General features: G+C 73.9%; 24 protein-coding genes and 7 tRNA genes. 20 read left to right on the forward strand and 11 right to left on the reverse strand.

The genetic code is table 11. The features are described from left to right. Positions 1–14: 14 nt before the first annotated feature. From CP973_RS14610 to CP973_RS14635, 6 genes are all read left to right on the forward strand, one after another. The gene (locus CP973_RS14610; RefSeq protein ID WP_150240842.1) at positions 15–875 is read left to right on the forward strand and encodes a MetQ/NlpA family ABC transporter substrate-binding protein; all 861 of its coding nucleotides are present in this window, start codon (positions 15–17) and stop codon (positions 873–875) included. A gap of 193 nt (positions 876–1,068) precedes the next feature. Further along, positions 1,069–1,704, forward strand: a complete 636-nt coding sequence (locus CP973_RS14615) for a GNAT family N-acetyltransferase (protein ID WP_150240844.1) — start codon at positions 1,069–1,071, stop codon at positions 1,702–1,704. 230 nt (positions 1,705–1,934) lie between these two features. Beyond that, positions 1,935–3,149, forward strand: a complete 1,215-nt coding sequence (cbiE, locus tag CP973_RS14620) for a precorrin-6y C5,15-methyltransferase (decarboxylating) subunit CbiE (protein ID WP_150240846.1) — start codon at positions 1,935–1,937, stop codon at positions 3,147–3,149. Positions 3,150–3,386: 237 nt separating this feature from the next. Further along, a complete protein-coding gene (gene cobT, locus CP973_RS14625; protein WP_150240848.1) occupies positions 3,387–7,433 on the forward strand; it encodes a nicotinate-nucleotide--dimethylbenzimidazole phosphoribosyltransferase in 4,047 nt (1,348 codons plus the stop codon). A gap of 227 nt (positions 7,434–7,660) precedes the next feature. Then, positions 7,661–8,884 carry a uroporphyrinogen-III C-methyltransferase gene (cobA, locus tag CP973_RS14630; protein ID WP_150240850.1) on the forward strand — a complete coding sequence of 408 codons (1,224 nt, stop codon included), beginning with the start codon at positions 7,661–7,663 and terminating at the stop codon, positions 8,882–8,884. Between the two features lie 62 nt (positions 8,885–8,946). Continuing rightward, the gene (locus tag CP973_RS14635) at positions 8,947–9,768 is read left to right on the forward strand and encodes a TrmH family RNA methyltransferase (protein ID WP_150240852.1); all 822 of its coding nucleotides are present in this window, start codon (positions 8,947–8,949) and stop codon (positions 9,766–9,768) included. Here CP973_RS14635 and CP973_RS14640 read toward each other — a convergent pair. Both CP973_RS14640 and CP973_RS14645 read right to left on the reverse strand, forming a co-directional pair. Further along, positions 9,746–10,213 carry a nuclear transport factor 2 family protein gene (locus tag CP973_RS14640; RefSeq protein WP_150240854.1) on the reverse strand — a complete coding sequence of 156 codons (468 nt, stop codon included), beginning with the start codon at positions 10,211–10,213 and terminating at the stop codon, positions 9,746–9,748. The genes CP973_RS14635 and CP973_RS14640 overlap by 23 nt on opposite strands. Before the next feature lie 99 nt (positions 10,214–10,312). Next, positions 10,313–11,830, reverse strand: a complete 1,518-nt coding sequence (locus CP973_RS14645) for a serine/threonine-protein kinase (RefSeq protein WP_167538337.1) — start codon at positions 11,828–11,830, stop codon at positions 10,313–10,315. Between the two features lie 197 nt (positions 11,831–12,027). On the opposite strand from CP973_RS14645, the gene CP973_RS14650 reads away from it, so the two are divergent. Further along, positions 12,028–12,306, forward strand: coding sequence for a hypothetical protein (locus tag CP973_RS14650; protein WP_150240858.1), 279 nt, complete (start codon positions 12,028–12,030; stop codon positions 12,304–12,306). Between the two features lie 189 nt (positions 12,307–12,495). Beyond that, on the forward strand, positions 12,496–12,705 hold the full coding sequence (locus tag CP973_RS14655; protein WP_150240860.1) for a hypothetical protein: 210 nt from the start codon (positions 12,496–12,498) through the stop codon (positions 12,703–12,705). A 414-nt stretch (positions 12,706–13,119) separates the two neighbouring features. Here CP973_RS14655 and CP973_RS14660 read toward each other — a convergent pair. From CP973_RS14660 to CP973_RS14680, 5 genes are all read right to left on the reverse strand, one after another. Next, positions 13,120–13,191, reverse strand: a tRNA-Val gene (locus tag CP973_RS14660). 33 nt (positions 13,192–13,224) lie between these two features. Next, positions 13,225–13,296 (reverse strand) — tRNA-Val (locus tag CP973_RS14665). A gap of 47 nt (positions 13,297–13,343) precedes the next feature. Next, positions 13,344–13,415 (reverse strand) — tRNA-Val (locus CP973_RS14670). 1 nt (position 13,416) lies between these two features. Then, positions 13,417–13,490: transfer RNA gene (locus CP973_RS14675), tRNA-Cys, on the reverse strand. Between the two features lie 35 nt (positions 13,491–13,525). Beyond that, positions 13,526–13,598, reverse strand: a tRNA-Gly gene (locus CP973_RS14680). A gap of 178 nt (positions 13,599–13,776) precedes the next feature. On the opposite strand from CP973_RS14680, the gene CP973_RS14685 reads away from it, so the two are divergent. The 3 genes from CP973_RS14685 to CP973_RS14695 are packed head-to-tail and all read left to right on the forward strand — an operon-like array spanning position 13,777 to position 16,534. Beyond that, on the forward strand, positions 13,777–14,847 hold the full coding sequence (locus CP973_RS14685) for a chorismate-binding protein (protein ID WP_150240862.1): 1,071 nt from the start codon (positions 13,777–13,779) through the stop codon (positions 14,845–14,847). Continuing rightward, positions 14,844–15,668: an aminotransferase class IV gene (locus CP973_RS14690; protein WP_150240864.1), complete on the forward strand. Its 825-nt coding sequence runs from the start codon at positions 14,844–14,846 to the stop codon at positions 15,666–15,668. Before CP973_RS14685 ends, CP973_RS14690 begins: the two co-directional genes overlap by 4 nt. A 35-nt stretch (positions 15,669–15,703) precedes the next feature. Next, positions 15,704–16,534: a GNAT family N-acetyltransferase gene (locus CP973_RS14695; protein WP_150240865.1), complete on the forward strand. Its 831-nt coding sequence runs from the start codon at positions 15,704–15,706 to the stop codon at positions 16,532–16,534. Between the two features lie 33 nt (positions 16,535–16,567). Here the strand turns inward: CP973_RS14695 and CP973_RS14700 are convergent, their stop codons facing one another. Then, on the reverse strand, positions 16,568–17,092 hold the full coding sequence (locus CP973_RS14700) for a DsbA family protein (protein ID WP_150240867.1): 525 nt from the start codon (positions 17,090–17,092) through the stop codon (positions 16,568–16,570). 187 nt (positions 17,093–17,279) lie between these two features. On the opposite strand from CP973_RS14700, the gene CP973_RS14705 reads away from it, so the two are divergent. Together CP973_RS14705 and CP973_RS39995 are read left to right on the forward strand one after the other, a co-directional pair. Then, positions 17,280–17,732, forward strand: a complete 453-nt coding sequence (locus CP973_RS14705) for a hypothetical protein (protein WP_150240868.1) — start codon at positions 17,280–17,282, stop codon at positions 17,730–17,732. Positions 17,733–17,900: 168 nt separating this feature from the next. Next, on the forward strand, positions 17,901–18,074 hold the full coding sequence (locus CP973_RS39995; RefSeq protein WP_167538338.1) for a hypothetical protein: 174 nt from the start codon (positions 17,901–17,903) through the stop codon (positions 18,072–18,074). Between the two features lie 24 nt (positions 18,075–18,098). Here the strand turns inward: CP973_RS39995 and CP973_RS14710 are convergent, their stop codons facing one another. Further along, positions 18,099–18,665, reverse strand: a complete 567-nt coding sequence (locus tag CP973_RS14710; RefSeq protein ID WP_150240870.1) for a CGNR zinc finger domain-containing protein — start codon at positions 18,663–18,665, stop codon at positions 18,099–18,101. Between the two features lie 237 nt (positions 18,666–18,902). Beyond that, positions 18,903–19,316, reverse strand: a complete 414-nt coding sequence (locus tag CP973_RS14715) for an SsgA family sporulation/cell division regulator (protein ID WP_003987206.1) — start codon at positions 19,314–19,316, stop codon at positions 18,903–18,905. Positions 19,317–19,506: 190 nt separating this feature from the next. Here CP973_RS14715 and CP973_RS14720 point away from each other — a divergent pair, with 190 nt between their 5' ends. The 4 genes from CP973_RS14720 to CP973_RS14735 all read left to right on the forward strand — a co-directional run bounded on the left by CP973_RS14720 (position 19,507) and on the right by CP973_RS14735 (position 20,880). After that, entirely contained in the window at positions 19,507–19,971 is a 465-nt protein-coding gene (locus tag CP973_RS14720; RefSeq protein WP_150240872.1) for a TIGR02611 family protein, read from the forward strand. Between the two features lie 73 nt (positions 19,972–20,044). Then, positions 20,045–20,116, forward strand: a tRNA-Val gene (locus CP973_RS14725). A gap of 100 nt (positions 20,117–20,216) precedes the next feature. Beyond that, positions 20,217–20,678 (forward strand): SRPBCC family protein, encoded by a 462-nt coding sequence (locus CP973_RS14730; RefSeq protein WP_150240874.1) that lies wholly within the window; start codon positions 20,217–20,219, stop codon positions 20,676–20,678. A gap of 130 nt (positions 20,679–20,808) precedes the next feature. Further along, positions 20,809–20,880, forward strand: a tRNA-Val gene (locus CP973_RS14735). A 74-nt stretch (positions 20,881–20,954) separates the two neighbouring features. Here the strand turns inward: CP973_RS14735 and CP973_RS14740 are convergent. Next, positions 20,955–21,680 carry a 3'-5' exonuclease gene (locus tag CP973_RS14740; protein WP_150240876.1) on the reverse strand — a complete coding sequence of 242 codons (726 nt, stop codon included), beginning with the start codon at positions 21,678–21,680 and terminating at the stop codon, positions 20,955–20,957. A gap of 186 nt (positions 21,681–21,866) precedes the next feature. Here CP973_RS14740 and CP973_RS14745 point away from each other — a divergent pair, with 186 nt between their 5' ends. The 3 genes from CP973_RS14745 (at position 21,867) to thrS (ending at position 25,762) form a co-directional block, all read left to right on the forward strand. Further along, positions 21,867–22,433, forward strand: a complete 567-nt coding sequence (locus CP973_RS14745) for a DUF4365 domain-containing protein (RefSeq protein WP_150240878.1) — start codon at positions 21,867–21,869, stop codon at positions 22,431–22,433. Then, positions 22,433–23,623: a hypothetical protein gene (locus CP973_RS14750; RefSeq protein ID WP_150240880.1), complete on the forward strand. Its 1,191-nt coding sequence runs from the start codon at positions 22,433–22,435 to the stop codon at positions 23,621–23,623. The genes CP973_RS14745 and CP973_RS14750 overlap by 1 nt, the downstream gene beginning before the upstream one ends. Positions 23,624–23,779: 156 nt before the next feature. Beyond that, positions 23,780–25,762, forward strand: coding sequence for a threonine--tRNA ligase (thrS, locus tag CP973_RS14755; protein WP_150240883.1), 1,983 nt, complete (start codon positions 23,780–23,782; stop codon positions 25,760–25,762). Positions 25,763–25,862: the final 100 nt, after the last annotated feature.

Here is a 25,862-nt window from a genome sequence, read left to right on the forward strand (position 1 = left end):
TAGGGGCACTCTTCGTGCGTACCACCCGCAACATCACCGTGGCCGCCCTGGCCGCGGCAGCCGTCGCCCTCGGCGCGAGCGCCTGCAGCGCGCCCTCCGACGTCTCCTCCTCCGGCGGCAAGAAGGAGGACAGCAGCGCACCGCTGACCGTCGCCGCCAGCCCGACCCCGCACGGCGCGATCCTGAACTTCGTCAAGGACAAGCTCGCGGCGAAGGAAGGCCTCACGCTGGAGGTCCGGGAGTTCAACGACTACAACCTGCCGAACAAGGTCACCGAGGACGGCCAGGTCGACGCGAACTTCTTCCAGCACAAGCCGTTCCTGGACACCTACAACCGGAAGAACGGCACCCACATCGTGCCGGTCGTCAACGTCGCGATCGAGCCGCTCGGCGTCTACTCGAAGAAGGTCGAGAAGCTCTCCGAGCTGACCGCCGGCAACACCGTCTCCGTCCCGAACGACCCGTCCAACGAGGGCCGCGCGCTCAAGCTGCTCGCCGACAACGGCGTCATCACCCTCAAGGACGGCGTCGGCTCCGACGCGAAGCTGACCGACGTCAAGGACGACAAGGGCATCAAGCTCACCGAGCTGGAGGCCGGCCAGATCGCGCCGCGCCTGGCCGACGTGGACGCCGCCGTGATCAACGGCAACTTCGCCATCGGCGCCCAGCTCAAGCCGTCCACCGACGCGCTGGCCCTGGAGAAGGCGGAGGACAACCCGTACGCCAACTTCCTGGCGGTCAAGAAGGGCAACGAGGACGACCCGCGGGTCAAGAAGCTGGCGAAGTTGCTGAACTCGCCCGAGGTGAAGAAGTTCATCGAGGACAAGTACAAGGACGGCTCGGTCATTCCGGCCTTCGGCACCCCCAAGAGCTGACCGCCGACCCGCACATGACGTTCGTACCGGCTTTCGAGCCGTTCGACGACGGGCCCCGGACGCGCACCTGCGCGCCACCGGGGCCCGCGCGCGTGGCACATCGCCGGTCGGATGCTGCATGCTGGTGCACTCAAAGACGGTCAACCCGGCCCGAACTTCGGAGCAGCACGGTCAACGGCGTTGGAGCAGCGGCATGACATCCACCTTTCCGGACATCTCCATCAGCACGGATCGGTTGGTGCTTCGCCCGTTCGAAGAGGCCGACGTGCCCGCGCTCACGGAGATGATGAACGACGAGCTGACCACCGCCTGGACCGCGCTGCCGCACCCCTACACGGCCGACCTCGCCCGCGACTGGACCACCCGCCGGGCCCCCGCGGTGCGCACAGAGGGCCGCGGCATCGCCTTCGCCGTCACCGAGTTCCTCACCCAGCGCCTGGTCGGCACCGTCCAGCTCGACCACACCGACTGGCGGGTGCTCAGCACCGAGGCCGCCTACGTCACCGCCCCCTGGGCCCGCGGCGAGGGCTACGCCTCCGAGTCGGTCCTGGCGGTCGCCCAGTGGCTCTTCCGGGACCAGAAGTTCGAGCGGGTCGAACTGCGCACCGCCGCCGACAACACCGCCGCCCAGCAGGTGGCCCAGAAGATCGGCTGCATCAGCGAGGGCGTGCTGCGCAACGCCTGGATAGCCCGCTCGCGCACCGAGGACGGGGGCTGGACGGACATCCGTACGGACCTGATCGTCTGGAGCCTGCTGCCCGAGGACCTCGACGGCGTACCGGGACGGATGGCCGACGCCAACGGCTTCGCCTATCCCGAATGGAACTGAAGCCCCCTCCCCGGACCCCGGCCGGACGGTTTCGGCCGGGACCGGCGCGGCCCGCGCGCTGTGGTCCGGACCTCTGCGGGTAGTCTCGGCCTGCCCGCCGAACCCGGTGACCGGCCGACCGCCGCCGTGCGCCCCGCCCGGCGCGCGCGCCGGCGCGTTCCGCGGGCGCAGCCGTTCCGTACCTCCCCAGTTCTGTTCCGTAGCAAGTCAAGCCCAGGAGACTGACGACGATGGCCGACCGGGTCACGGTGATCGGGTGGGACGGTTCGCCGTTGACCGCCGCCGCCCGCTCCGCCCTCGGCGCGGCGACGCTCGTGGCCGGCGCCGCCCACCACCTCACCCTGCCCGAAGTCCCGCCGCACGCCGAACAGATCCGGCTGGGCAGTGTGGACCTGGCCGCCCGCCGCATCGCCCAGCACCGCGGCACCGCCGTGGTGCTCGCCGACGGGGACCCCGGCTTCTTCGGCGTCGTACGGACCCTGCGCGCGCCGGAGCACGGCCTGGAGGTCGAGGTGGTGCCCGCCGTCTCGTCCGTGGCCACGGCCTTCGCCCGGGCCGGCATGCCCTGGGACGACGCCCAGATCGTCGTCGCCCACAGCCGTGACCTGCGCCGGGCCGTGAACGTCTGCCGCGCGCACACCAAGGTCGCGGTCCTGACCGCACCCGGCGCCGGGCCCGCCGAACTCGCCCTCCTGCTGGACGGGGTGCACCGCACCTTCGTCATCTGCGAGGAACTGGGCACCGAACGCGAGCAGGTGACGGTCCTCACCTCGGACAAGGCCGCCGACCACGTCTGGCGCGACCCCAATGTCGTCATCGTCGTCGGCGGGGCCAGCGCCGCCGCCCAGGGCAGCGGCTGGATGGCGGGCCGGGACGTCGCCTACCCGTCGTCGCCGCGCGGCTGGGGACTGCCCGCACAGGCGTACGGCGGCGTCCTCGGCGAGGGGGAGTCCGTCCAGCTGCGCAGCGCCCAGCTGGCCTGCCTCGGGCCCCGGCCCGGCGACCTGGTCTGGGACATCGGCGCGGGCAGCGGCGCCGCCGCCGTGGAGGCCGCGCGCTTCGGGGCGGCCGTCATCGCGGTGGACGCCGACCCGGACGCCTGCGACCGCACCGCCGCGGTGGCCCGCCGGTACGGCGTCCAGCTCCAGGTCGTACAGGGCCGCGCGCCCCAGGTACTGGAGGACCTGCCGGAACCGGACGTCGTACGGGTCGGCGGCGGGGGAGCGGCGGTGGTCACCGCCTGCGCAGCCCGCCGGCCGGAGCGCATCGTCGCGCACGCGGCCACCCGCGACGAGGCCGAGGCGATCGGGCGGGCGCTGACCGACGGCGGTTACGAGGCCGAGTGCGCGCTGCTGCAGTCCGTGGAACTCGACACCTCCGCCTGGGTCGAGCGGGAACGGGCCGTGGTCTTCCTGCTCAGCGGCTATCGGGTTCCTCACCCGTGACCGGGTGCCGCCCCGGCGCGGGGTAGGCTGGCGGATCGTTGCGCCGCCGTCCCGCGTTCGGTTTCGTACGCCAATATCCGGAACATGCCGTGGTTTTGGCCGTAAATGAAGCGCTCAAGGGCGGACGTGCCGCGAGGCGCGCTCGCTCGTTCTAGCTATCGGGGCGGTCGGCGCGCCGCGGTGGAGCGCGTCGCACGAGCGGTTGGAAGGAGCACTACCAATGGGCGAGGGGTACGCATGACCGACACCGGCCAGGTCCCGGGCGAGGGGCTGCCGGAGAACGCAGGCGGACAGCCCGGACAGCCGCAGCCGGCGGCCGTTCCCTCCCCTGCCGACGCCGGCCCGACGCAGGCGCCGGGCGCGCCCCAGGCTCCCGACGCCTATCCCTACCTCGACCCCGCCGACCCGGGAGCCGAGGACGACGACCTCCTGCTGATGCCCGGAGCACAGGGCGCGTGGGGCAGCGAGCAGCAGCACCACCAGCCCGTGGTGCCGCCGCAGTTCCCCCAGCAGGCCCAGCCGCAGCAGACCCGGCCGCCGCAGGCGCCGCCCCAGCAGTCCGTGCCGGAGCAGGCGGGCCCGTACGACTCCGCGCCGCTCGGCGCCATGGCGTACGAGCCCCTGCCGCCCGAGGCCGGCGACCACGAGAGCGGCGGCCGCGACACCGGCTCGGTCGACATGAGCGGCGTACGCGTCCCGCCGCCCGCCGCGCCGCAGCAGAACCCCGCGCCGCCGCGCCGCCCGCTCCACATGGGCCCGCCGGTCCCCGACGCGAGCGGCGGCGTGGTCCGCTCGCTCGCCGACCGCGGCCCGGCCGGCGCGCCGCCGCGCGCCGCCACCGCCCGGCCCGCGCCGGGCCCCGAGTACCTGGACGTCGAGGAGGGCGCCCCGCAGGGCGATACCTCCGGCGGCGCCCCCGCCGCGCAGCAGGCCGCCGCCGAGGAGTACGCGGCCCCCGGCGCGGCGCCGCTGCCCGGGCAGCAGCCCGGCGGGATCCCCGCCGGGGCGCCGTCCTGGGACAGCGCCCCGGCCCAGGCCGCCCCCGTGGCGCCGGTCGCCGCGGCAGCCGCCGGGCCGGCCGCTGCCGCCGTGCCCACGGCTCCGGGTGCAGAAACGGTCGATCGCGGTGCTGAGGAGGCTGCGGTGGCTGGTGTGACTGTTGAGGCGGGTGAGGTGCCCGCGCCGGAGGGCACCGAGGCTCCGGCTGACGGGACGGTCGCGCCTGCCGCGGCCGAGGACGCGCCCTCCGAGGCGGCCGCGGCCGAGGGCGCGCCTACCGAGGCGGCCGCGGCCGAAGCCGCGCCGCAGGTGGTGGCCGCCGAGGCCCAGCAGCCGGAGCAGGCTGTGGCGGCGGAGCCGGTCCAGGAAGCGGTCGCCGCCGGTACGGCCGAGGGCGCGCAGCCCGTGGAGGCGCCGCAGCCCATACAGGCCGCCGAGGAGGCACCGGCCGACGTGGCCGAAGACCCCGCGGCGGACCCGGCCGAGGCCCCCGCGGCGGGCCAGGACCCAGCCGTACCCGCCGCGCAGGAGCAGGACGCGCCCCAGGAGGCACCGGCCGAGGCCGTGCCCGGCGCGGAGGAGCCGGCGGCGGAGGAGACCGCCGTGGCCGAGCAGGAGCAGGAAGCCGCGCCTGAGGCGGAGGAGCCTGCGGCGGCCGAGGAGCCTGCGGCGGGCGAGGCGCGGGAAGCCGTGGTGCAGGAAGCCGTGGTGCAGGCCGAGCAGGGTCCGACGGAGCAGGCGCAGGCCGAGCAGGCCGTGGACCAGCAGGCGGACCAGCAGGCTGAGGCGGTCGCCGTGGAGGCGGCCGCGGAGGCTTCCGGCGAGGCGGCGCAGCCGTCCGGGGCCGCCGAGTCCGCTCCGGCCGCCGATGCGCAGGCTTCGGCCGCACAGGCTCCGGCCGCACAGGCTTCGGCTGCGCAGGCTCCCGCCGCGGAGGCCGTTCCCGCCGACGCCGTTCCTGCTGATGCCGTTCCCGCCGACGCCGCTCCTGCTGACGCCGAGCAGGCCGTCGCCGCGCAGGCCGTCGCCCCGCAGCCGGAGCAGGTCACCGCCCCCGAAGGTGCCCAGCAGCCCGAGGAGGCACAGAACATCGCCGAGGTCACCCAGGACGCTCCCGGAGAAGTCCGGAACGTCCCCGCGGAAGCACAGCACCCCGAGGAGCCCGCCCAGGCTCCCGAGCCGACCCAGGCCACCGAGCAGGCCCCCGCGGCCGCTCAGCCCGCCGCCCCGGCGGACGCCCCCCGGCCCCCGGCCGAGGACGGCTCCGACGCCGGGCAGCCGGCCGTCGAGCAGGACGGCGCCGAGCTGGTCCAGCTCGGTGACACCCCGGACGCCCCGGTCGTCCTGGACGTGCCGGACGCCCCCGGGGCACCGGCCGGAGCCGTCCCCGCGCAGCCCGCCCCGGCGCCCGCCGATGCCGCACCCTCCGCCGAGGCCCCCGCGGCCCCGGATGCCACGGCCCCCGCTCCGCAGGACGGGACCGCTCCGCAGGACGGAACCGCTTTGCAGGCCGAGCCACAGGAGCCCGCCGTCCCGGCCCAGCCGGCCGGCCCCCCGGCCGCCGGTTACGACGACTCCGAGCGCGCCGCCGTGCACCGGGTCATGCGCGAGCGCCGGGACATCCGTAACGGCTTCCGTTCCGACCCCATCCCCAACGAGGTGCTGCTGCGCGTCCTGGAGGCGGCCCACACCGCCCCCAGCGTCGGCCACTCCCAGCCCTGGGACTTCGTCGTCATCCGCTCGCAGGAGACCCGGGAGCGGATGCACCAGCTCGCCGCGGCGCAGCGCGAGGCGTACGCGAAGTCGCTGCCGAAGGCCCGCGCCAAGCAGTTCCGCGAGCTGAAGATCGAGGCCATCCTCGAAACGCCGGTCAACATCGTGGTGACCGCCGACTCGACCCGCGGCGGCCGGCACACCCTCGGCCGCCACACCCAGCCCCAGATGGCCCCCTACAGCTCCGCGCTCGCGGTGGAGAACCTGTGGCTGGCGGCCCGCGCCGAGGGCCTGGGCGTCGGCTGGGTCAGCTTCTTCGACGAGCGCGAGATGGTCCGCGAGCTGGGGCTGCCCGAGCACCTGGAGGTCGTCGCCTACCTCTGCGTCGGGTACGTGGACGAGTTCCCCGACGAGCCCGAGCTGATGCAGGCCGGCTGGGCCAAGCGCCGCCCGCTGTCCTGGGTGGTCCACGAGGAGACGTACGGCCGCCGCGCCCTGCCCGGCGAGGCGCCCGCCAACCTCCTCCAGGAGACCCTCCAGGGCATCCGCCCGCTGGACGCCAAGGCGCTCGGCGAGGCGTGGGAGCGGCAGAAGCGGATGACGAAGCCCGCGGGCGCCCTCGGCATGCTGGAGATCATCTCCGCGCAGCTGTGCGGCCTGTCCCGCAAGTGCCCGCCGCCGATCCCGGAGCCGGCCGCCGTCGCGATCTTCGCGGGCGACCACGGTGTGCACGCCCAGGGCGTCACCCCCTGGCCCCAGGAGGTGACCGGGCAGATGGTCGCCAACTTCCTGGGCGGCGGCGCGGTCTGCAACGCCTTCGCCAACCAGGTGGGCGCCGAGGTCTGCGTCGTGGACGTGGGCGTGGCGGCCGAGCTGCCGGCCACCCCCGGCCTGCTGCCGCGCAAGATCCGGCCGGGCACCGCCGACTTCACCGTCGGCCCCGCGATGAGCCACGACGAGGTGCTGCGCGCCATCGAGGTGGGCATCGAGACCGCCCGCGACCTGGTGGCCGCCGGGAACAAGGCGCTGATCACCGGCGAGATGGGCATCGCCAACACCACCACCTCGGCCGCCCTGGTCTCCGTCTACACGGAGGCCGACCCCGCCGAGGTCACCGGCCGCGGCACGGGCATCAACGACGAGACCCACGCCCGCAAGATCGACGTGGTGCGCCGCGCCCTGGAGCTGCACCGACCGGACCCCGCCGACCCGATCGGCGTCCTCGCCGCGGTCGGCGGCCTGGAGCACGCGGCGATGGCCGGCCTGATCCTCGGCGGCGCCTCGCTGCGTACGCCGGTCATCCTGGACGGCGTCAGCGCCGGGGCCGCCGCCCTGGTGGCGCGCGCCATCGCCCCCGAGGCGCTGGCCGCCTGCATCGCGGGCCACCGCAGCGCCGAGCCCGGCCACGTCGCCGCGCTCAACAAGCTCGGACTGCGCCCGCTGGTCGACCTGGACCTGCGGCTCGGCGAGGGCACCGGTGCCCTGCTGGCACTGCCCGTCGTCCAGAGCGCCGCCCGCGCCATGCACGAGGTCGCCACCTTCGACTCCGCCGGAGTCACCGAGAAGGGCTGACCGCGCGGGCACGGCCCCTGCGCATGACCCCCGGCCCGCAGCCTCATAGGCTGTGGGCCGGGGGCCGTACCCTCTCACCAGGTCGCCGTACCCTCTCACCAGGCCCCCGGGGCGGCAGCCGCCCCGTCCCCACCGCCGCTCCAGTGCCGCAGCGGCGACGCGTCCCCACCTTCGCCAGCGCGCGCTGCCCGCACCACCGCGCCACCCCCACAAGGAGCCGTACCGCCATGGCCGAGCACGCCGAACACGCCGCCTACCCCGTCGGACTGCGCCTGTCCGGCCGCCGCGTGGTCGTCCTCGGCGGCGGCCAGGTCGCCCAGCGCCGCCTGCCCTCCCTGGTCGCCGCGGGCGCCGACGTGCTGCTGATCTCCCCGTCCGCCAAGCCGTCCGTCGAGGCCATGGCCGACACCGGCGAGATCCGCTGGGAGCGCCGCCGCTACGCGCCCGGCGACCTCGCCGACGCCTGGTACGCCCTGATCTCCACCGACGACCCCGAGGCCAACGCCGCCGCCTCCCAGGAGGCCGAGGACCGCCGCGTGTGGTGCGTGCGCTCCGACGACGCGGAGGCCGCCACCGCCTGGACGCCGGCCACCGGCCGCAGCGAGGGCGTCACCGTCGCGGTGCTCACCGGCCGCGACCCGCGCCGCTCCGCCGCCGTACGGGACGCCATCGTCGAGGGCCTGCGCGACGGCACCCTCGCCGCCCCGCACCACCGCGCCCGCGCCACCGGGGTCGCCCTGGTCGGCGGCGGCCCCGGCGACCCCGACCTGATCACCGTGCGCGGCCGCCGGCTGCTCGCCGAGGCCGACGTGGTCATCGCCGACCGGCTCGGCCCCCGCGACCTGCTCGCCGAACTGCCGCCGCACGTCGAGGTCATCGACGCCGCGAAGATCCCGTACGGCCGGTTCATGGCCCAGGAAGCGATCAACAACGCCCTGATCGAACACGCCCGCGCCGGAAAGTCCGTGGTCCGCCTCAAGGGCGGCGATCCGTACGTCTTCGGCCGCGGCATGGAGGAACTCCAGGCCCTCGCCGAGGCCGGCCTCCCCTGCACCGTCGTCCCCGGCATCTCCAGCTCCATCAGCGTGCCCTCCGCGGCCGGCATCCCCGTCACCCACCGCGGGGTCGCCCAGGAGTTCACCGTCGTCAGCGGCCATGTCGCACCCGACGACGAGCGCTCCACGGTCGACTGGTCGGCCCTCGCCCGCCTGCGCGGCACCCTCGTCGTCCTGATGGGCGTCGAGAACAGCGGCGCCATCGCCGCCACGCTCATCGCCCACGGGCGCGGCGCCGACACGCCCGTGGCCGTCGTCCAGGAGGGCACCACCGCCGCCCAGCGCCGCGTGGACGCCACCCTCGGCACGCTCGGCGAGACGGTACGGGCCGAAGGCGTACGGCCGCCCGCGGTCATCGTCATCGGCGAGGTCGTGGCCGTGCACCCCACGGACTGACCCACTGCCCCCCGAACCCGAGCACTCACCCCCCGCCCCACCACCGACAAGGCACCCACCCCGTGGCTGACATCATCACCGTCGACGACCCGGACGACCCCCGCCTGGGCGACTACACCGGCCTGACCGACGTGGAGCTGCGCCGCCGCCGCGAGCCGGCCGAGGGCCTGTTCATCGCGGAGGGCGAGAAGGTCATCCGGCGCGCCGGGCAGGCCGGTTACGCGATGCGCTCGATGCTGCTGTCCGCCAAGTGGGCCGAGGTGATGGGCGATGTCATCGAGGCGGCGACGGCACCGGTGTACGTGGTCAGCCCGGCCCTCGCCGAGCGCGTGACGGGCTATCACGTCCACCGCGGCGCCCTGGCCTCCATGGCCCGCAAGCCGCTGCCGACGGCCGCCGAACTCCTGGCCCGGCCCGGCACCCGCCGTATCGCGGTGATGGAAGCGGTCAACGACCACACCAACATCGGCGCCATCTTCCGCAGCGCCGCCGCTCTCGGCATGGACGCCGTCCTGCTCTCCCCGGACAGCGCCGACCCGCTCTACCGCCGCTCGGTGAAGGTCTCCATGGGCGCGGTCTTCGCGGTGCCGTACGCCCGCCTGGAGAACTGGCCCCGCGACCTGGAAACCGTCCGCGAGGCGGGCTTCCCCCTCCTCGCCCTCACCCCCGACGAGCGGGCCGTCCCGCTGGACGAGGCGGCCCCGCACCGCATGGACCGCGCGGCGCTGATGCTCGGGGCCGAAGGCGACGGCCTGTCCCCGCGGGCGCTGAGGGCCGCCGACACGTGGGTCCGCATCCCGATGGCCCACGACGTGGACTCCCTCAACGTGGGAGCCGCGGCGGCGGTGGCGTTCTACGCGGTCACGGCTGGTCGTACCAGGTGAAGGAGGCGACCCGCCAGCCCTCCGGGGTGCGGACGAACTGGAAGGACTTGGTCCCCTCGCCCTCGTAGGGGGTGCCGTCCAGGAACCCGGACTTGCGGTACGTGCCGAACCGCGACGCGATGTCGCCCGCGATCTCGGTCCGCTCGGAGGTCTCCCATTCGGAGAACTCGACCAGCCGGCCCCCGGTCAGCAGCCGCTGTCGCGGCTCGATGAACGCGTCCAGGGTGTAGACCGTGAACCGCGGGCCGGTCACCACGATCACGCCCTCCGGCAGGACCAGCCGTCGGAGCCGGGCCACCTCGGGGGTCCGGCCGCCCCGGTTGTCGAAGACGCCGAAGAACTCGGCGGTCAGCGCGTCTATCTCGGCCTTGTCGGCCCTGTCGGCCCTGTCGGCCTGGTCCGCCTGGCCGGTCTTCTCGGCACGGTCGGTCTCGATCTTGGACATGGCGCGAAATTAGCACCCGCCCGCCACCGGACGGGACGGAATGTTCGAATCGGCCACCTGCCGCCCGCCTCCAGTTGCCAGCCGCCTGCCGCCGGGCCGTCAGCCCTGCCCGGCCTCCGGCGGCAGCGTGGCGGACCACGACGCGACGTACTCCGACCGTTCGGTCCCCAGGCTCCTGGCCGGTCCCTGGCACCCCTGCGCCACCGCGATCCCCAGCGCGACCAGCAGCGTCACCGTGATGAACACGATGATCCGCTGGCGCAGCAGCCGCCGGTCGGGTCCGGGCCTGCGCGCGCCGGGCGGCGTGCGCGATCCCGTACGAGAGGTCCGGGCCGGGCGTGAACCGTTTCGGCCCGGGGTGCGTGCTCCCGGCACGGACGGGCGCGCCGACGGCCGCCTGCCGACACGGGCCTTCGGCGCCGCTTCCCCCGCAGGCCCCGCGCCCGGGGCGCCCGCGGCCGGCACGCTCGGCCCCGGCGTTCCCTGGGGCCGGACCGGCGCGGCTCCCCGGCCCGTCCCACTGCCGCGCGGCGCCTGAGGACGCGGTGTCGGCGTGTTGGCCGCCCGCCGCTCCGTACGCTGCCGCGCGTACTCCTCCGCGCGCTTTCCGGTCGGCCGGTCCGACTGCGGCCGTACGGACCTGACCCGGTCCGGAGTGCTCCGCTCAGGCGGTGCCCCGCGCTCGGGCGGCACCCCCGCGCCCCGCTCGGACGACGGGCCGCGCCCGGGCCGCATCCGCCTCCCGCCGGGCAGCGCCTCGCCGCCGGGCCCGCCCGGCATGGACAGCCCCTGCGCCTCGCGCGCCGCGATCTCCTTCAGCCGCAGCGACAGCGACAGTGTGCTGGGCCGGTCCGCCGGGTCCTTCGCCAGGCACGCCGCGAGCAGCGGTGCCAGCGCGTCCGGCACACCGGACAGCTGCGCCTCCTCGTGCACGACGCGGTAGAGCATCACTTCCGAACTGCCCTGGCCGAAGGGCGAGTCCGCCGTGCACGCGTACGCGAGCGTCGCGCCCAGCGCGAAGATGTCCGTCGCCGGGGTCACGGCCGCGCCCCGCACCTGCTCCGGCGCGAGGAACCCGGGCGACCCGACCGCCGTACCGACGTGGGTGAGGGTGCTCGCCCCGGTGGCCCACGCGATGCCGAAGTCGATGATGCGCGGGCCCTTGGGGGAGAGCAGGATGTTGGACGGCTTCAGGTCCCGGTGGACCACCCCCGCGTCGTGCACCGCCAGCAGGCCCTCGGACAGCGCGGCGCCGATCGAGGCGACCTGCGCCGGGTGCAGCGGCCCCTCGTCGTTGACCTTGTCGTGCAGCGAGGGCCCGGGGACGTACTGCGTGGCGAACCACGGCCGGTCCGCGTCCAGATCGGCGGCCACCAGCCGCGCCGTACAGCCGCCGCGGATGCGCCGCGCGGCCGACACCTCGCGGGCGAACCGCGAGCGGAATTCCTGGTCCTCGGCCAGATCGGGCCGGATGACCTTCAGGGCCACCCGCTGCCCGCGCTTGTCGGAGCCGAGGTAGACCACGCCCATCCCGCCCGCGCCGAGCCTCCGGTGGAGCCGGTACGAACCGACGACACGCGGGTCCTCGCGCCGGAGCCGCATCATCGCCATGTCCATCCCCGCTGCCCGGTCCCGTCTGACGTGGCACAGCTTACGGATTGACGGCTCGCTGTGCTGATAGGCCGCGCATGCGTCGGCGACCTGATTGTCGGTGGCCGGTGGGATGCTGACGGAGTGGGGGAAATCCGGACGCGGCGCGGTCCGGCCTCTCCCGCGTGTGCCCAATGATCCGTCGCGGAAGGGGGATTGACGCGGTGAAGGGTGACCGGGTCGAGATCGTCGTGGACGCCGGGGACACCACCCGGGCGTATGAAGTGGTGGCGAGCAGGGCAGGCCGCAGGGTCGAGACGGCGGTGCGCAGGGGAGTGGTGGAAGTGAGCGAAGTCACCCGGAGCGGCTCGGTGGTCCGTACCGCCCGCTTCATGGCCAATCGGGTCCTCGCCCTGGTCGAACACCCCGTGCCGCGGGTCGAGGAGTCCGAGGCGGCCGGGGCGGCCGGGGAGCGTCCCCTCCGGGATGACCCCAGGCCCTGAGGGGGACGTCTCCACCCAGGGGAGTACGCGCCGCGGCGTACCGTCATCCTGGCGTAGGCCGCCCAATCGGTACGACGGCATGACGCCCGCGGCCCGCGGGCTGCCTAATGTTGTCTGCAAGCGGCGGGCGAACGCACTCGTCCCCCGAGGTCAGACGCCCGCCGCCCCAAGACTGACGGGAGCGGGGCGATGTCGGACCTCTTCGGACGCACGGCTGTCCGTACGCAAGGGCGCAGGGGCGCCTCGGCGTTCGGCGGGCGGACCTCCGGGGCGCGCCGTCATCCGCTCGTCGCGGTGGCCATGGTGCTGCCGCTGGCGGTCCTGCTCGCCGTCGTGTTCGGCGGCTGGGATGCCGTCATGACACAGGCGTCGTCCGTGGCCGGAATGCTGGGGCGCTGAGGCGCCCCGGTCCCGGGAGAGCGGCCCGGGACGGGGGACTTCCGGCCGACAACCCCGTGGGGACGGGGGTGCGGCGGACGGCAGAATGGCCGGGCATCTGGGGAGATGCCCGGCCATCGGCCTGTTCGGGGGCGGCCATGGGCTGTTCCGGGCGGGCGGCGGACCGTGCGGGGCCGGGCGGCGGACCGTGGGGGCCCGGCCCTGCCGCCTTCGATCACGGCGAACCGTCCGCCCGCCTGCCGCCTGCCCGCTCCGCCGGCTTGTGTACCAAGGGGGTTGGTCCCGTATGGAGGCCCAGAGGTGCACCCGGCCGCCACCGCCCCCGGCCCGGCCGCAGGCCTACCCGGCCGCTCCGGACCCGCCCCGACAACGGCGAAGGGCCGGAGCGTGTGCTCCGGCCCTCGACCGCAGGTGTGGACGATACTGGGATTGAACCAGTGACCTCTTCCGTGTCAGGGAAGCGCTCTCCCGCTGAGCTAATCGTCCTCGGGACCGCGGCCGGGGCCGCGGGGTGCTGCGTGCGCGATACTGGGATTGAACCAGTGACCTCTTCCGTGTCAGGGAAGCGCTCTCCCGCTGAGCTAATCGCGCGGGATCCGCCCTGCCCGAAGGCGGGGGGAGCGGTCCTTGCGGACCAGTGGACGATACTGGGATTGAACCAGTGACCTCTTCCGTGTCAGGGAAGCGCTCTCCCGCTGAGCTAATCGTCCTTGGAGGTGGAGACGGGATTTGAACCCGTGTAGACGGCTTTGCAGGCCGTTGCCTCGCCTCTCGGCCACTCCACCAGGAGTGCGGGGGCTCGGGAAGATCCCCCACTTCGAGCGGACGACGAGACTCGAACTCGCGACATCCACCTTGGCAAGGTGGTGCTCTACCAACTGAGCTACGTCCGCAGGTGCCTTTCCCGGACCAGATCCGGGGAGGAACCCCGTCTCCGTTTCGCTTCCGCGTCCCGGCGACGTGTTGAACTCTAGCGGATTCCTGGGCCAGTACAAAAACGCGTTTGTGCAGCGTGCTGCGCTGCTCGCCCGATCGGGGCGGCCGGCGGGCCCCGGCCATAGACTCGAAGGCGTGAACGACCTCCCCCCGCTGGCCCGATTCGGCGGCCGTACAGCCACTGACCTGCGCGATGTCACCCGTGATCCGGAGGCCCTGGATTCGGCCGGCTGGTGGGCCGTCGTCGCCGACTACGAGGGGGGCGTGATCTGCGCGCGCTTCGGCGATGTGCGGGACACCGGGTCCGTGCCCCCGCCCGACCCCGCCCGCTGGCGGGGCCCGGCCCCCGGGGACTGGCGCAGTTCCCTGGACCGCGCCGCCTACACCGCGGGCGTACGGCGCATACGCGAGCACATCGCCGCCGGCGAGGTCTATCAGGTGAACCTCTGCCGCATTCTGAGCGCGCCGCTGCCGGATCCCGCGCGCGCGGACGTGGAAGCGCTGTCCGCCGTCCTGGCCCGCGGCAACCCGGCCCCGTACGCGGGCGTGGTCCGGCTCCCCGCACACGGCACCGAGGTCGCCACCGCCTCGCCGGAGCTGTTCCTGCGCCGCTACGGCCGCACGGTCGAGTCCGGCCCGATCAAGGGCACCGGCCGGGTCCCCGAGGACCTGCGCGACAAGGACCGGGCGGAGAACGTGATGATCGTGGACCTGGTCCGCAACGACCTCGGGCGGGTCTGCCGCACCGGCTCCGTCACCGTCCCCGCGCTGTGTGCGGTCGAGGCGCACCCGGGCCTGGTCCACCTCGTGTCCACCGTGCGCGGCGAGCTGGCGGCGGAGCACGAGAAGACGGGCTGGGCGGACCTCCTCGACGCCACCTTCCCGGCCGGTTCGATCACCGGGGCCCCCAAGCTCGCGTCCCAGCGGATCATCGAGGAGCTGGAGACCGCGCCGCGCGGCCCCTACTGCGGCGGCATCGGCTGGGTGGACGCCGACCGCGGCACCGGCGAGCTGGCCGTGGGCATCCGTACGTTCTGGATCGACCGCGCGGCCCCCGAGGGCCCGGTGCTGCGCTTCGGCGCCGGTGCCGGGATCACCTGGGGCTCGGATCCCGAGGGGGAGTGGGACGAGACCGAGCTGAAGGCCCGCCGGCTGCTGGAGGTAGCGTCGGGCCGGTACGAGCCGAGCGGAGGGAGGCGACCATGAGGATGTGGCTCGACGGGGAGCTGCGCGACGCGGACGATGCCCGGGTCTCGGTCTTCGACCACGGCCTGACGGTCGGCGACGGCGTCTTCGAGACGCTGCGGACCATCAACGGCCGTGCCTTCGCCCTCACCCGCCACCTGGACCGGCTGGCCTCCTCCGCCCGCGGCCTGGGCCTGCCCGACCCCGACCTCGACGAGGTGCGGCGCGCCTGCGCGGCCGTCCTGGACGCCAACCCGGTGCCGCTCGGCCGGCTGCGCATCACCTACACCGGCGGCCTCGCGCCGCTCGGCTCGGACCGGGGCGAGGCGGGCCCCACCCTGCTCGTCGCGCTCAGCGAGTCCCCGCGCTACCCGGACACCACCGCGGTCGTCACCGTCCCCTGGACGCGCAACGAGCGCGGCGCGCTGGCGGGCCTGAAGACCACGTCGTACGGGGAGAACGTCGTCGCGCTGGCCCGGGCCCGTGCGCAGGGCGCCTCCGAGGCGCTGTTCGGCAACACCGTCGGCCGGCTCTGCGAGGGCACCGGCTCCAACGTCTTCGTCGCCCTGGACGGCGTGCTGCACACCCCGCCGCTGTCCTCCGGCTGCCTGGCGGGCATCACCCGCGCCCTGACCGTCGAGTGGACCGGCGCCAAGGAGACCGATCTGCCGCTGGACGTCCTGGAGTACGCCGACGAGGTCTTCCTGACCTCCACGCTGCGCGACGTCCAGGCCGTCACCCGCGTGGACGGGCGGCAACTGGGTGACGCGCCGGGCCCGTTGACCGCCGAGGCGATGCGGGTCTTCGCGGAGCGGGCCGCCGCCGACTTCGACCCGCGCTGATGACGGACGCCCGGGAAACCGGGTAGAAAGCCAGCGTGACCACTACGCTGCGCCCCGCCGGCCCCGAAGAGCGACGCGCCGACGGCGGCCGGGCCCGTACGTACGAAGTCTGTGTCAACAGCCGTCCGGTGGGCCGGATAAGCCTGACCACGGACGCCCGGCTGGGGCCGTCCGCCGGGCGCATCGCGGACCTGCGCATCGACGACCCCGACCGGCACCGCGGCCGCGGCACGGTCGCGGCCCTCGCCGCCGAAGAGGTGCTGCGCGGCTGGGGCTGCCGGCGGATCACGGTGGACGTGCCGGCCGACGCGGAGGCGGCCCTGCGGCTGGCCGCCGCCCTCGGGTACACGGAGCACAGCCGCCGGATGCGCAAGGAGCTGGCCGCCCGGCCCGGGCTCCCCGCGGGCAGCGCCGACCGGCCGATGGAGGCGGCGGAGTACCCGGCCTGGCTGGCCGCGGCGCACGCCGAGTACGTCGATGTGCAGGTCGCCCACGGCATGTCCCGCGCGCGGGCGGAGGAGCGGGCGACGCAGGACCACGCGCGGCTGCTGCCGGACGGCCCGGCCAGCCCGCACCAGTCGCTGCGCGTGCTGGCCCACGAGGGCACGGACGTCGGCACCGTCTGGACCACGACGTACGACCCGGCCCGGCCCGGCGGCTACGTCATGGACGTCCAGGTGGCGCCCGAGCACCGTGGGCGGGGCCACGGCCGTACGCTCATGCTCGTCGCCGAGCGGGAAGTCCTCGCGGCGGGCCGGGACGTGCTGGGGCTGACCGTCTTCGCCGACAACGCGCGGGCCCGCGGCCTGTACGAATCGCTGGGCTACCGGACCACCGACCACTGCCTGCACAAACTGCTGCTGTGAACGGGCGCGGCCCGCCCGCCCCGGCGGGCCGCGTCAGCCCTGCCCGGCCGACAGCCGCTCGATGATCTCCTCGACGCGCTCGCGCAGGCCCTCCTGGCTCTTGCTGCCGTCCAGCAGCTCCCCGCCGATTCCGTACGTGGGCGTGCCGGTCACCCCGATCGCCTTGCCCTCCGCCTGGTCCGCGTCGACGGCGAGCAGGTGGCGGCCGTCGATGAGCGCGGTGTCCATCTCCTCGGCGTCCAGCCCCAGTTCGCCGGCCACCTCGACGAGCAGCCGCTCGCCCTTGCCGCCGAGCTCTTCCGTACGGGCCAGGACGGCTTCCACGTACGGCCAGCCCCGGCCCTGCTCCGCGGCCTCCTCGGCGGCCTGGGCCGCGGCGTACGCGTGCGGGTGCTTGGCCAGCGGGAAGTGGCGCAGCCGGATGTCCAGCCGGTCCCCGTGGCGCTCGCGCAGGGCCCGCAGGTCGTCCAGCGCGGCGGTGCAGTCCGGGCACTGCAGCTCGCACCACACGTCGAGGACGACGGGGCGGGCCGGGCCGGAGGTCGTGGCGTCGTTCATGGGGCCAGTCTCCCAGCAAGCGCCGCCGGGCCCGAACCGGGACCTGGGGAGGAGCCCGACCCCGAGATGTCCCTGAGCCCGTTCCCGATCGTGGCCCCGGGCGTCCGCGACAGGGCAGGATGGAAGGAGGAACGGGGGCGTCGCCGTGTGCGCCGCGCCGTACGGAATCGACCGGCAGGAGGACCGGATGCTGACCTCGACCGTCTGTGCCGCGGTGTCGGCGGCGGGCCTGGGCATCGCCGCGCTGACGGCCTACCGCAAGCGCTTCCTGGCCGCCACGCGCATCGCGGCGTTCTCCCTGGTGCCCGTGGGCCTGGTGATGACCGGGGTGATCGACTGGCTCACCGATGTGGTCTTCAAGCCCATGGTCTGGGCGGGATTCGGGGTGCTGGCCCTCTCCGTCGTCCTGTTCATGATCGCGAGGGTGGCCGAGCGGCACTCCCTCAAGGCCGGCGGCAGCCGCAAGGAGCGGCGGGCCGCGGCCCGGCAGCGGGGGTCCGCCGCGGTGGCGCCGGCGGCCTCCGCGCCGTCGCTCGGCGCGGGCGCCCCGGCGAAGCAGCCCGCGGCCCGGGACAAGGGCGGCGCGCCGCAGGAGGACTTCTCCGACATCGAGGCCATCCTGAAGAAGCACGGCATCTGAGGGGCGTTGCCGCTGGTGCGGGCGCCTCCGGGGCCGTCGTGCGGCCCGCGCGGGTGACATCTCGGACACCGTAGCGATCACGCAAGTGCACGGGAAGGGGTGAACTCCCGGCGCCGGGGAGTGATCCGGCCGCCGCGGCGTGATCACCTGCGCCATCATCGGCGGGAGATGAACGACGAGTGCGCCCTCCCCCGGGACCCCGCCGTCACACCGGCGGAACCCCCGTCCCCCGAACCGCGCGGCTGCCTTTACGCGCTGTCCCAGCCGCCGCTGATGCTCTTCCTCACCTTCATCGCCGTCCTCCTGCTCATCGGCGCCCTGCACGACCTCCTGTTGCTGTGAGGCGGACGGGCCGGCGCGCCGGCGTCAGCGCGTGGCCTCCCGGCGGCGCGCCCGGTACGCGGCGACGTGCAGCCGGTTGCCGCACGTACGGCTGTCGCAGTAGCGGCGCGAGCGGTTGCGGGACAGGTCGACGAAGGCGAACCGGCAGTCCGGAGCCTCGCAGTGCCGCAGCCGCTCCCGTTCCCCGGCCACGACCAGGAAGGCCAGCGCCATCCCGCCGTCCGCCGCGAGGTGCTCGGCGACCGAGGCGCCCGGCGCGAAGTAGTGCACATGCCAGTCGTAGCCGTCGTGGTCGGTCAGCCGCGGGGTGGTGCCCGCCGCCGCGACCAGTTCGTTGAGCCGCTCGGCGGCCGTACGGTCGTCCGGCGCCGCGAAGACCTGCGCGAACTGCGTCCGCACCGACCGCACGGCCGCCAGGTCGCGCTCGTCGAGCGTGCCCACGTCGCTGATCGCGTTGCGCGCGACGAACGCCTGGAGCGCCGGCAGGCCGGTGAGGCTGTCCGGGGCGCCGGGGGTGTCGCCGTCCGGAGCGGTGTTCAACAGGTCGACGACCGCGTCGAGCGCGCACCGGGTGTCGTGGGTGATCATCACGGGTTCGCTCCCTGGCCGGGCGGGGTCGGACGGCGCCGCCCCGGGGTCCTTGCCGAATGGTCGCCGACTCTAGCGCGTCCAACAAGCCTCGGCGCCGTCTCCGCGGTGGGTCCGCGGCTACGGCGCCGGCTCGTGTCGTATGAACTTGTCGGGCCTGTCCCGTCGCCCCGAGTCGGACGGTGCAGGTGTGCGCGGTGCGGTGCGGTGATGGGCCGCGAGGGGCCGCTGCGCCGCCGTTCAGTTCTCCGCGAGGATGTGGGAGAGCTCCGTGTCGAGATCGAAGTGCCGGTGTTCCGTGCCTGGTGGCACCGCCGCGTCGGTCCGCTTCAGGAACGACTCCAGGGCCCGTGCCGGGGCCTCCAGAAGGGCCTCGCCCTCCGGGGAGCTCAGGGCGATGCAGACGACGCCCTGTCCATGGCTCCGGGACGGCCATACGCGGACGTCTCCGGTGCCCGTGGGCCGGTGCAGGCCCTCGGCGAGGAGGTCGCGGGCGAAGACCCACTCGACGGTTTCCTCGGCTCCGGTGTGGAAGGTCGCGTGCACGGCATAGGGATCGGCCGTGTCATACCGCAGGCCCGCGGGTACAGGCAGTGACGACTCGCTCGACACAACGAGGCGCAGGTGCAGCTCGCAGCTGACCGTGGTGTTCATAAGCGCCAGGGCCTTTCGCTCAGTGTGCGCTCGGGGATTCGCACGTCGGCGAAATCGACATGCCACCTACGGTGCCGTTGTAAACCCCTCTGAGGGTTTTGGGTGACTTCCGGTACCTCTTACGGCGGAGTTGCCGATCCTCCTGGACGGCCATTCCGGTGACCGGCTTCCGTCCGGTAGTTTTGGCCGCATGAATACGGAGAGTAACGGGGGGGCGGGGATCGCCGACGCGGCGGCCCCGGCTGCGGAACCGGCCGCCGCGGGGGAGACTGCGAGCGTGGAACAGCGTCTCGGCTCGCGGGCGCCGCACTTCATCAGGCGCTCCCGCCCGCTGCACCTGAGCTGGCAGGTCGGCATCTTCATCGTCGGCCTGGCGGTGGTCGTCGGCGGCGTCATCATGCTGCCGCTCCCCGGTCCCGGCTGGCTGGTCATCTTCGCCGGCATGGCGATCTGGGCGACCGAGTTCGTCTGGGCGCAGCTGGTGCTGCGCTGGACCAAGCGCAAGGTCACCGAGGCCACACAGAAGGCGCTGGACCCCAAGGTGCGGCGCCGCAACATCATCCTGACCAGTGTCGGCGCGGTGATCATCGTGGCCGGGCTGGCTCTCTACCTGTGGAAGTTCGGCTTCGTGCTGCCGTGGAACGCGGACCGCTGACCGCGGTCCGGCGGCCCGGCCCCCAGGTGGTCATGAGACCCCTCCGACGTGCGGTAATGTTCTCTCTGCGCCCGGGCGATTAGCTCAGCGGGAGAGCGCTTCGTTCACACCGAAGAGGTCACTGGTTCGAACCCAGTATCGCCCACACCGGCCGACGGCCCGGAGGTCCCCGACCTCCGGGCCGTCTTGCGTGCGATCTCGCGGTTCCGCCCTCGCGGGCGCCGCCGGCGCGGCAGACTCGGGTCATGCCCGAACGGCTGTACGCCCTGCACCGCTACCGGTTCCGCAGCGAGTGGCGCCTGTCCGCGCCGCCCACGGCGGTCTACGCCGTCCTGGAGGACGCCGAGACGTACCCGCGCTGGTGGCCCCAGGTGCGCCGGGTGGTCCCCGTCGACGAGCGCAGCGGCACCGCGTCCTTCCGGTCCCTGCTGCCGTACGTCCTGACCGTCACCGCCACCGCGGCGCGGCGCGACCCGGAGGCCGGGATCCTGGAGATCGCGATGTGCGGGGACCTGGAGGGCTTCGCGCGCTGGACGGTCGGCGCGGCCGGCGGCGGGACCCGGGCCGTCTTCGAGCAGGAGGTCGAGGTGCGCAAGCCGTCGATGCGCCGGCTCGCGCTGCCCGGGCGGCCGTTCTTCGTCGTCAACCATTCGCTGATGATGCGCGCCGGGCGCCGGGGCCTGGCCTCCTGGCTGGCCCGTGAATGATCTCCGGGCCGGTGTTTCCGGGCCGGACGGCGCCGGAACGGGAACGCGGCGGCGGGGAATTTGATGGAAAGGCGCGACGGCCTGTATTGTTCAGGTCGTTCGCGGGGGAAACTCCGGGGACGCGAAACCCGGGCGATTAGCTCAGTGGGAGAGCGCTTCGTTCACACCGAAGAGGTCACTGGTTCGAACCCAGTATCGCCCACCGGGACCGAGGGCCGGGCTGCCAACAGGCGGCCCGGCCCTCGGCGTTGATGCGCGATGTACGGCGGACGCCGGTCAGGCCGCGGCCGGGAGCTCCGGGCGCATCGGCCAGTGCGGGTCCACCGCCTCCTCCGTGCCGTTGCGCGCGAACCACGCCTCCAGGCCGCGCGCCTGCGCCGCGTGCCACACCGCCTGCCGGGTGTGCAGCTGGGCCGGGCTCAGCGACTCCAGCCGCTCCGCGAAGCGGCGCCCCAGCGCCCGTACGACCTGGAGCGCGGCGTCCGCGTCGGCCGCGGCGTCATGGGCGCCGGTCAGCTCGACGCCGTACTCCGCGCACAGGTCGGTGAGGGTGCGGCGGCCCTTGCGGTAGCGGTCGAGGTGCTTGTCCAGCACCCGCGGGTCCAGGACGGACAGCGGGTGGGCGCCCAGGTAGTGCTGGAGCGAGGCGGCGCGGTGCCGCCGCAACTCGCGGTCCAGCAGGGTCAGGTCGAACGGCGCGTTCATCACGATCAGCGGCCGCCCGGCGAGCGACTGGTCGGTCAGCGCCCGGGCTATCTCCTCCATCACGGGCGACGGCCAGCGGCCGTGCAGCGCCAGGTGTTCGGCCGTCAGGCCGTGCACGGCGACGGCCGCTTCGGGGATCGGGACGCCCGGGTTGACCAGCCACCGGGTGACGCGGGGCACGCTGCGCGGGGTTTCCTGGACGACCAGGGCGGCGGACACGATGCGATCTCGCTCCACGTCGATCCCGGTCGTCTCGGTGTCGAAGGAGGCCAGCGGACCGTCGTACCAGCACGGCATTCTCACAACTCCTCGCGCTCGTGCGGCGGATGGCCGACACGGCCACCCGACCTGGTGATACCCGAGGCTTCCGGTTGTCGAACCGTCCTGGTTTGTTGACCACTTGAGGCGGACAAGAACACAGCAACGGGCCGTCGCCACGATGACGGCCCCTTCGAACGACCCGGCCCGGAAGGCACTTGAGCGATGACGCTCGCGCAGCCCGAACCGGGAGGACCCATGCCCGCGCGCACGGCTTCGCTGCGCGGCGCGCTCGCCACCACGGCCTGCATGGAGACGCTCCAGGTGGGCTATCTGCACGCGGTGGCCGCCGCGTCGGGCTGCTCGCTGGCCCAGCCCTTCCCGGACAACGGCATCGACTGGCACGTCAGCCACGGCGCGCCCGGACACGCCGTCGACGACGAAGTGACCATCAAGGTGCAGTTGAAGTGCACGTACCAGGTCGCCCCCGGGCCGCCCGGTGCCGGCTTCTCCTTCACCCTGGACAACGACCACCTGGCGAAGCTGGCGCGCACGCCCGTGGCGGTGCACAAGATCCTGGTCGTGATGCTGGTGCCGCGGACCCAGGAGGACTGGCTGCGGGCCGGCCACGACCGTCTCGAACTGCGGCACTGCTGCTACTGGATCAACCTGGCCGGCCACCGGGTGACCGGCCGGCGCAGGACCAACGTGCGGATCCCGACCACGCGGATCTTCGACGACCGCGCGCTCTGCGAGATCATGACGCGGGTCGGGGCGGGAGGGAGACCCTGATGCACCGGCCGATCGACGCATACGAATTGCGGCTCCCGGATCCGGCTCAGCTGGACCCGGCGGTGCTCGGCGCCCTGCTGGCGCGGCACGGCTGGCGGCGGCGGGGAGGCGCCGCCGGCCACTACGCCCGCTGGACACCGCCGGGCGGCGCCACCGGAGGCACCAGCCTGCTCGTACCCCAGACCCGGACCTTCCCGGACAGCACCGATCTCATCGCGGAGGCGCTGGCCGCCCTCGCGCACAGCGCCGCGCCGTCCGCGCGCGAGGTGCTGGCGGCGCTCGCGGTGCCCAGCGACGAGGTCCGCTGGGAGCGCGAGGTGCCGGACGACGGGGTGGGCGGCACGCCGTGGGTGGCGCAGGAGCAGCTGCGGACCGCCGCGCGCTCGATGCTGATGGCCGGCGCGCTCGGCACGTACGGGCGGGCGGGCTATTACGGTGCGCGGCACAAGCGCAAGGCCGAGGCGTTCATGGCGGACGTGCTGGTGGGGCCCGCGCCGGCCGGGCGGCGGCTGACCGCGTACGTCCCGGTGGCGGCGGGCCGGGCGGCCGTCGCCGGACTCCAGCGCGCGCTGCACGCCACCCGCGACGCCACGGACTACCAGCGGGCGACCGGCGGCATGGAGGCGTTCGAGGCCGCCGTGGAGCTGGGGGTGTGCCACGAGCTGGCGGAGGCGCTGATCTCGCTGGTGCGGGAGGCGGAGGGGGTGCGGATCTCGGTGGAGTGGTCGCCGGGGGCCGGCCCGCCGCCCGGGTTCGCCGCCCGGCCCGAGCCGGTGGAGTTCTCGCCCGGCGACCTGCCCGCGCTCCAGGCGGCGGCCCAGCGCTACGTCCGCGACGAGCCGTCGCTGCCGGTGCGGGTGACCGGCGCGGTGGTACGCCTGCGGCGCGAGCGGCCCGGCGGTCCCGGCGCCGTGCGGCTGCGGGTGCTGACCGGGGCCGACGTCATGCAGGTACGGGTCGCGCTGGACGAGGAGGACTACCGCATCGCCGGACACGCCCACCTGGTGGGCCTGCCCATCCGGGTCAGCGGGCGCCTGGAGAGCCGGGGTGGCTTCCGCCGCATCACGGGCGCGTCGGACGTCACCCCCGTACAGGTCGACGAGGCCGAACGGGACCGGCTGCTGAAGTCGCTCCAGGAGAACCTGGACTTCTTCGAGGAGGCGTGCGGCGGGCCGCTGCCGGGCGACTGAGCGGGCGCGGCGCACCGGCCGGGAGGGGCCGCCGGCCGGTGCGCCCGTCCGCGCGGGGGAGCGCACGGCACAACCGTTTCGCGAGGAAGACCGGTGGCTCGGTACGATTCGGCTGCGCAGCAAACGCTGACGCGCCCGAGAAGTCAGGAGAGACCGGTGTCAGACGTCCGTGTGACCATCCAACGCGATTCCGAGCGGGAAGAACGCGTGGTGACCACGGGCACTACGGCCGCCGACCTCTTCCAGGGCGAGCGTTCCGTCGTCGCCGCGCGCGTCGCCGGGCAGCTCAAGGACCTGGCGTACGAGGTCGCCGAGGGCGACGAGGTCGAGCCCGTCGAGATCAGCAGCCAGGACGGCCTGGACATCCTGCGGCACTCCACCGCCCACGTGATGGCGCAGGCCGTGCAGGAGCTGTTCCCGGAGGCGAAGCTGGGCATCGGCCCGCCCATCAAGGACGGCTTCTACTACGACTTCGACGTCGAGACCCCGTTCACCCCCGAGGACCTCAAGCGCATCGAGAAGAAGATGCAGGAGATCCAGAAGCGCGGGCAGAAGTTCGCCCGGCGCCCGGTGAGCGACGACGACGCCCGCGCCGAGCTGGCAGGCGAGCCGTACAAGCTGGAGCTGATCGGCCTCAAGGGCTCCGCCGCGGAGGCCGCCGAGGGCGCGTCCGCCGAGGTCGGCGCCGGTGAGCTGACCATCTACGACAACCTCGACGCCAAGAGCGGCGAGCTGTGCTGGAAGGACCTGTGCCGCGGCCCGCACCTGCCGAGCACCCGGGTCATCCCGGCCTTCAAGCTGATGCGCTCGGCCGCCGCCTACTGGCGCGGCAGCGAGAAGAACAAGCAGCTCCAGCGCATCTACGGCACCGCCTGGCCGACCAAGGACGAGCTGAAGGCGTACCTGGAGTTCCTCGCCGAGGCCGAGAAGCGCGACCACCGCAAGCTGGGCGCGGAGCTGGACCTGTTCTCCATCCCGGAGGAGCTGGGCTCGGGCCTGGCCGTCTTCCACCCGAAGGGCGGCATCATCCGCCGGGAGATGGAGAACTACTCCCGCCGCCGCCACGAGGACGCGGACTACGAGTTCGTCAACACCCCGCACATTTCGAAGGAAGGCCTCTTCGAGACCTCGGGGCACCTGCCGAACTACGCCGAGGCGATGTTCCCGCCGCTGGAGTTCGACGGGCAGAACTACCGCCTGAAGGCGATGAACTGCCCCATGCACAACCTGATCTTCAAGGCGCGCGGCCGCTCGTACCGTGAACTGCCGCTGCGGCTCTTCGAGTTCGGCACGGTCTACCGCTACGAGAAGTCCGGCGTGGTGCACGGCCTGACCCGGGCCCGCGGCTTCACCCAGGACGACTCGCACATCTACTGCACCAAGGAGCAGATGGCGGACGAGCTGGACTCGCTGCTGACCTTCGTGCTGGACCTGCTGCGCGACTACGGCCTGAACGACTTCGAGCTGGAGCTGTCCACCCGCGACCCCGAGTCCGACAAGTTCATCGGCGAGGACGCGGAGTGGGAGGAGGCCACCGAGGCGCTGCGCCAGGCGGCCGAGAAGCAGGGCCTGCCGCTGGTCCCGGACCCGGGCGGCGCCGCCTACTACGGGCCCAAGATCTCCGTGCAGGCGCGCGACGCGATCGGCCGGTCCTGGCAGATGTCGACCATCCAGGTCGACTTCCAGCAGCCCAAGCGCTTCGGCCTGGAGTACACCGCGGCGGACGGCTCCAAGCAGCAGCCGGTCATGATCCACCGGGCGCTGTTCGGCTCGATCGAGCGGTTCTTCGCGGTGCTGCTGGAGCACTACGCGGGCGCCTTCCCGGTGTGGCTGGCCCCGGTGCAGGCCACCGGCATCCCGATCGGCGACGACCACGTCCCGTACCTCCAGGAGTTCGCGGCCGAGGCCAAGAAGGCGGGCCTGCGGGTGGAGGTGGACTCCTCCGCGGACCGGATGCAGAAGAAGATCCGCAACGCGCAGAAGTCCAAGGTCCCGTTCATGATCATCGCGGGTGACGAGGACGTGTCCAACGGCGCGGTCTCGTTCCGCTACCGGGACGGGTCGCAGAAGAACGGCATCCCGAAGGCCCAGGCCATCCAGGAGATGCTGGACGCGGTGGAGCGCCGGGTCCAGGTGTGAGACGGGCCCCGCGCACGCGGGGCACCCGAGACGGGCCCCGCGTCGGCGGGGTGTACGAGGGGCGGTCCCGGCCGGGGGCCGCCCCTCGCCGCATTCCCGC

The sequence above is a fragment of the Streptomyces albofaciens JCM 4342 genome (genome assembly GCF_008634025.1).
Taxonomy (GTDB): Bacteria; Actinomycetota; Actinomycetes; order Streptomycetales; family Streptomycetaceae; genus Streptomyces; species Streptomyces albofaciens.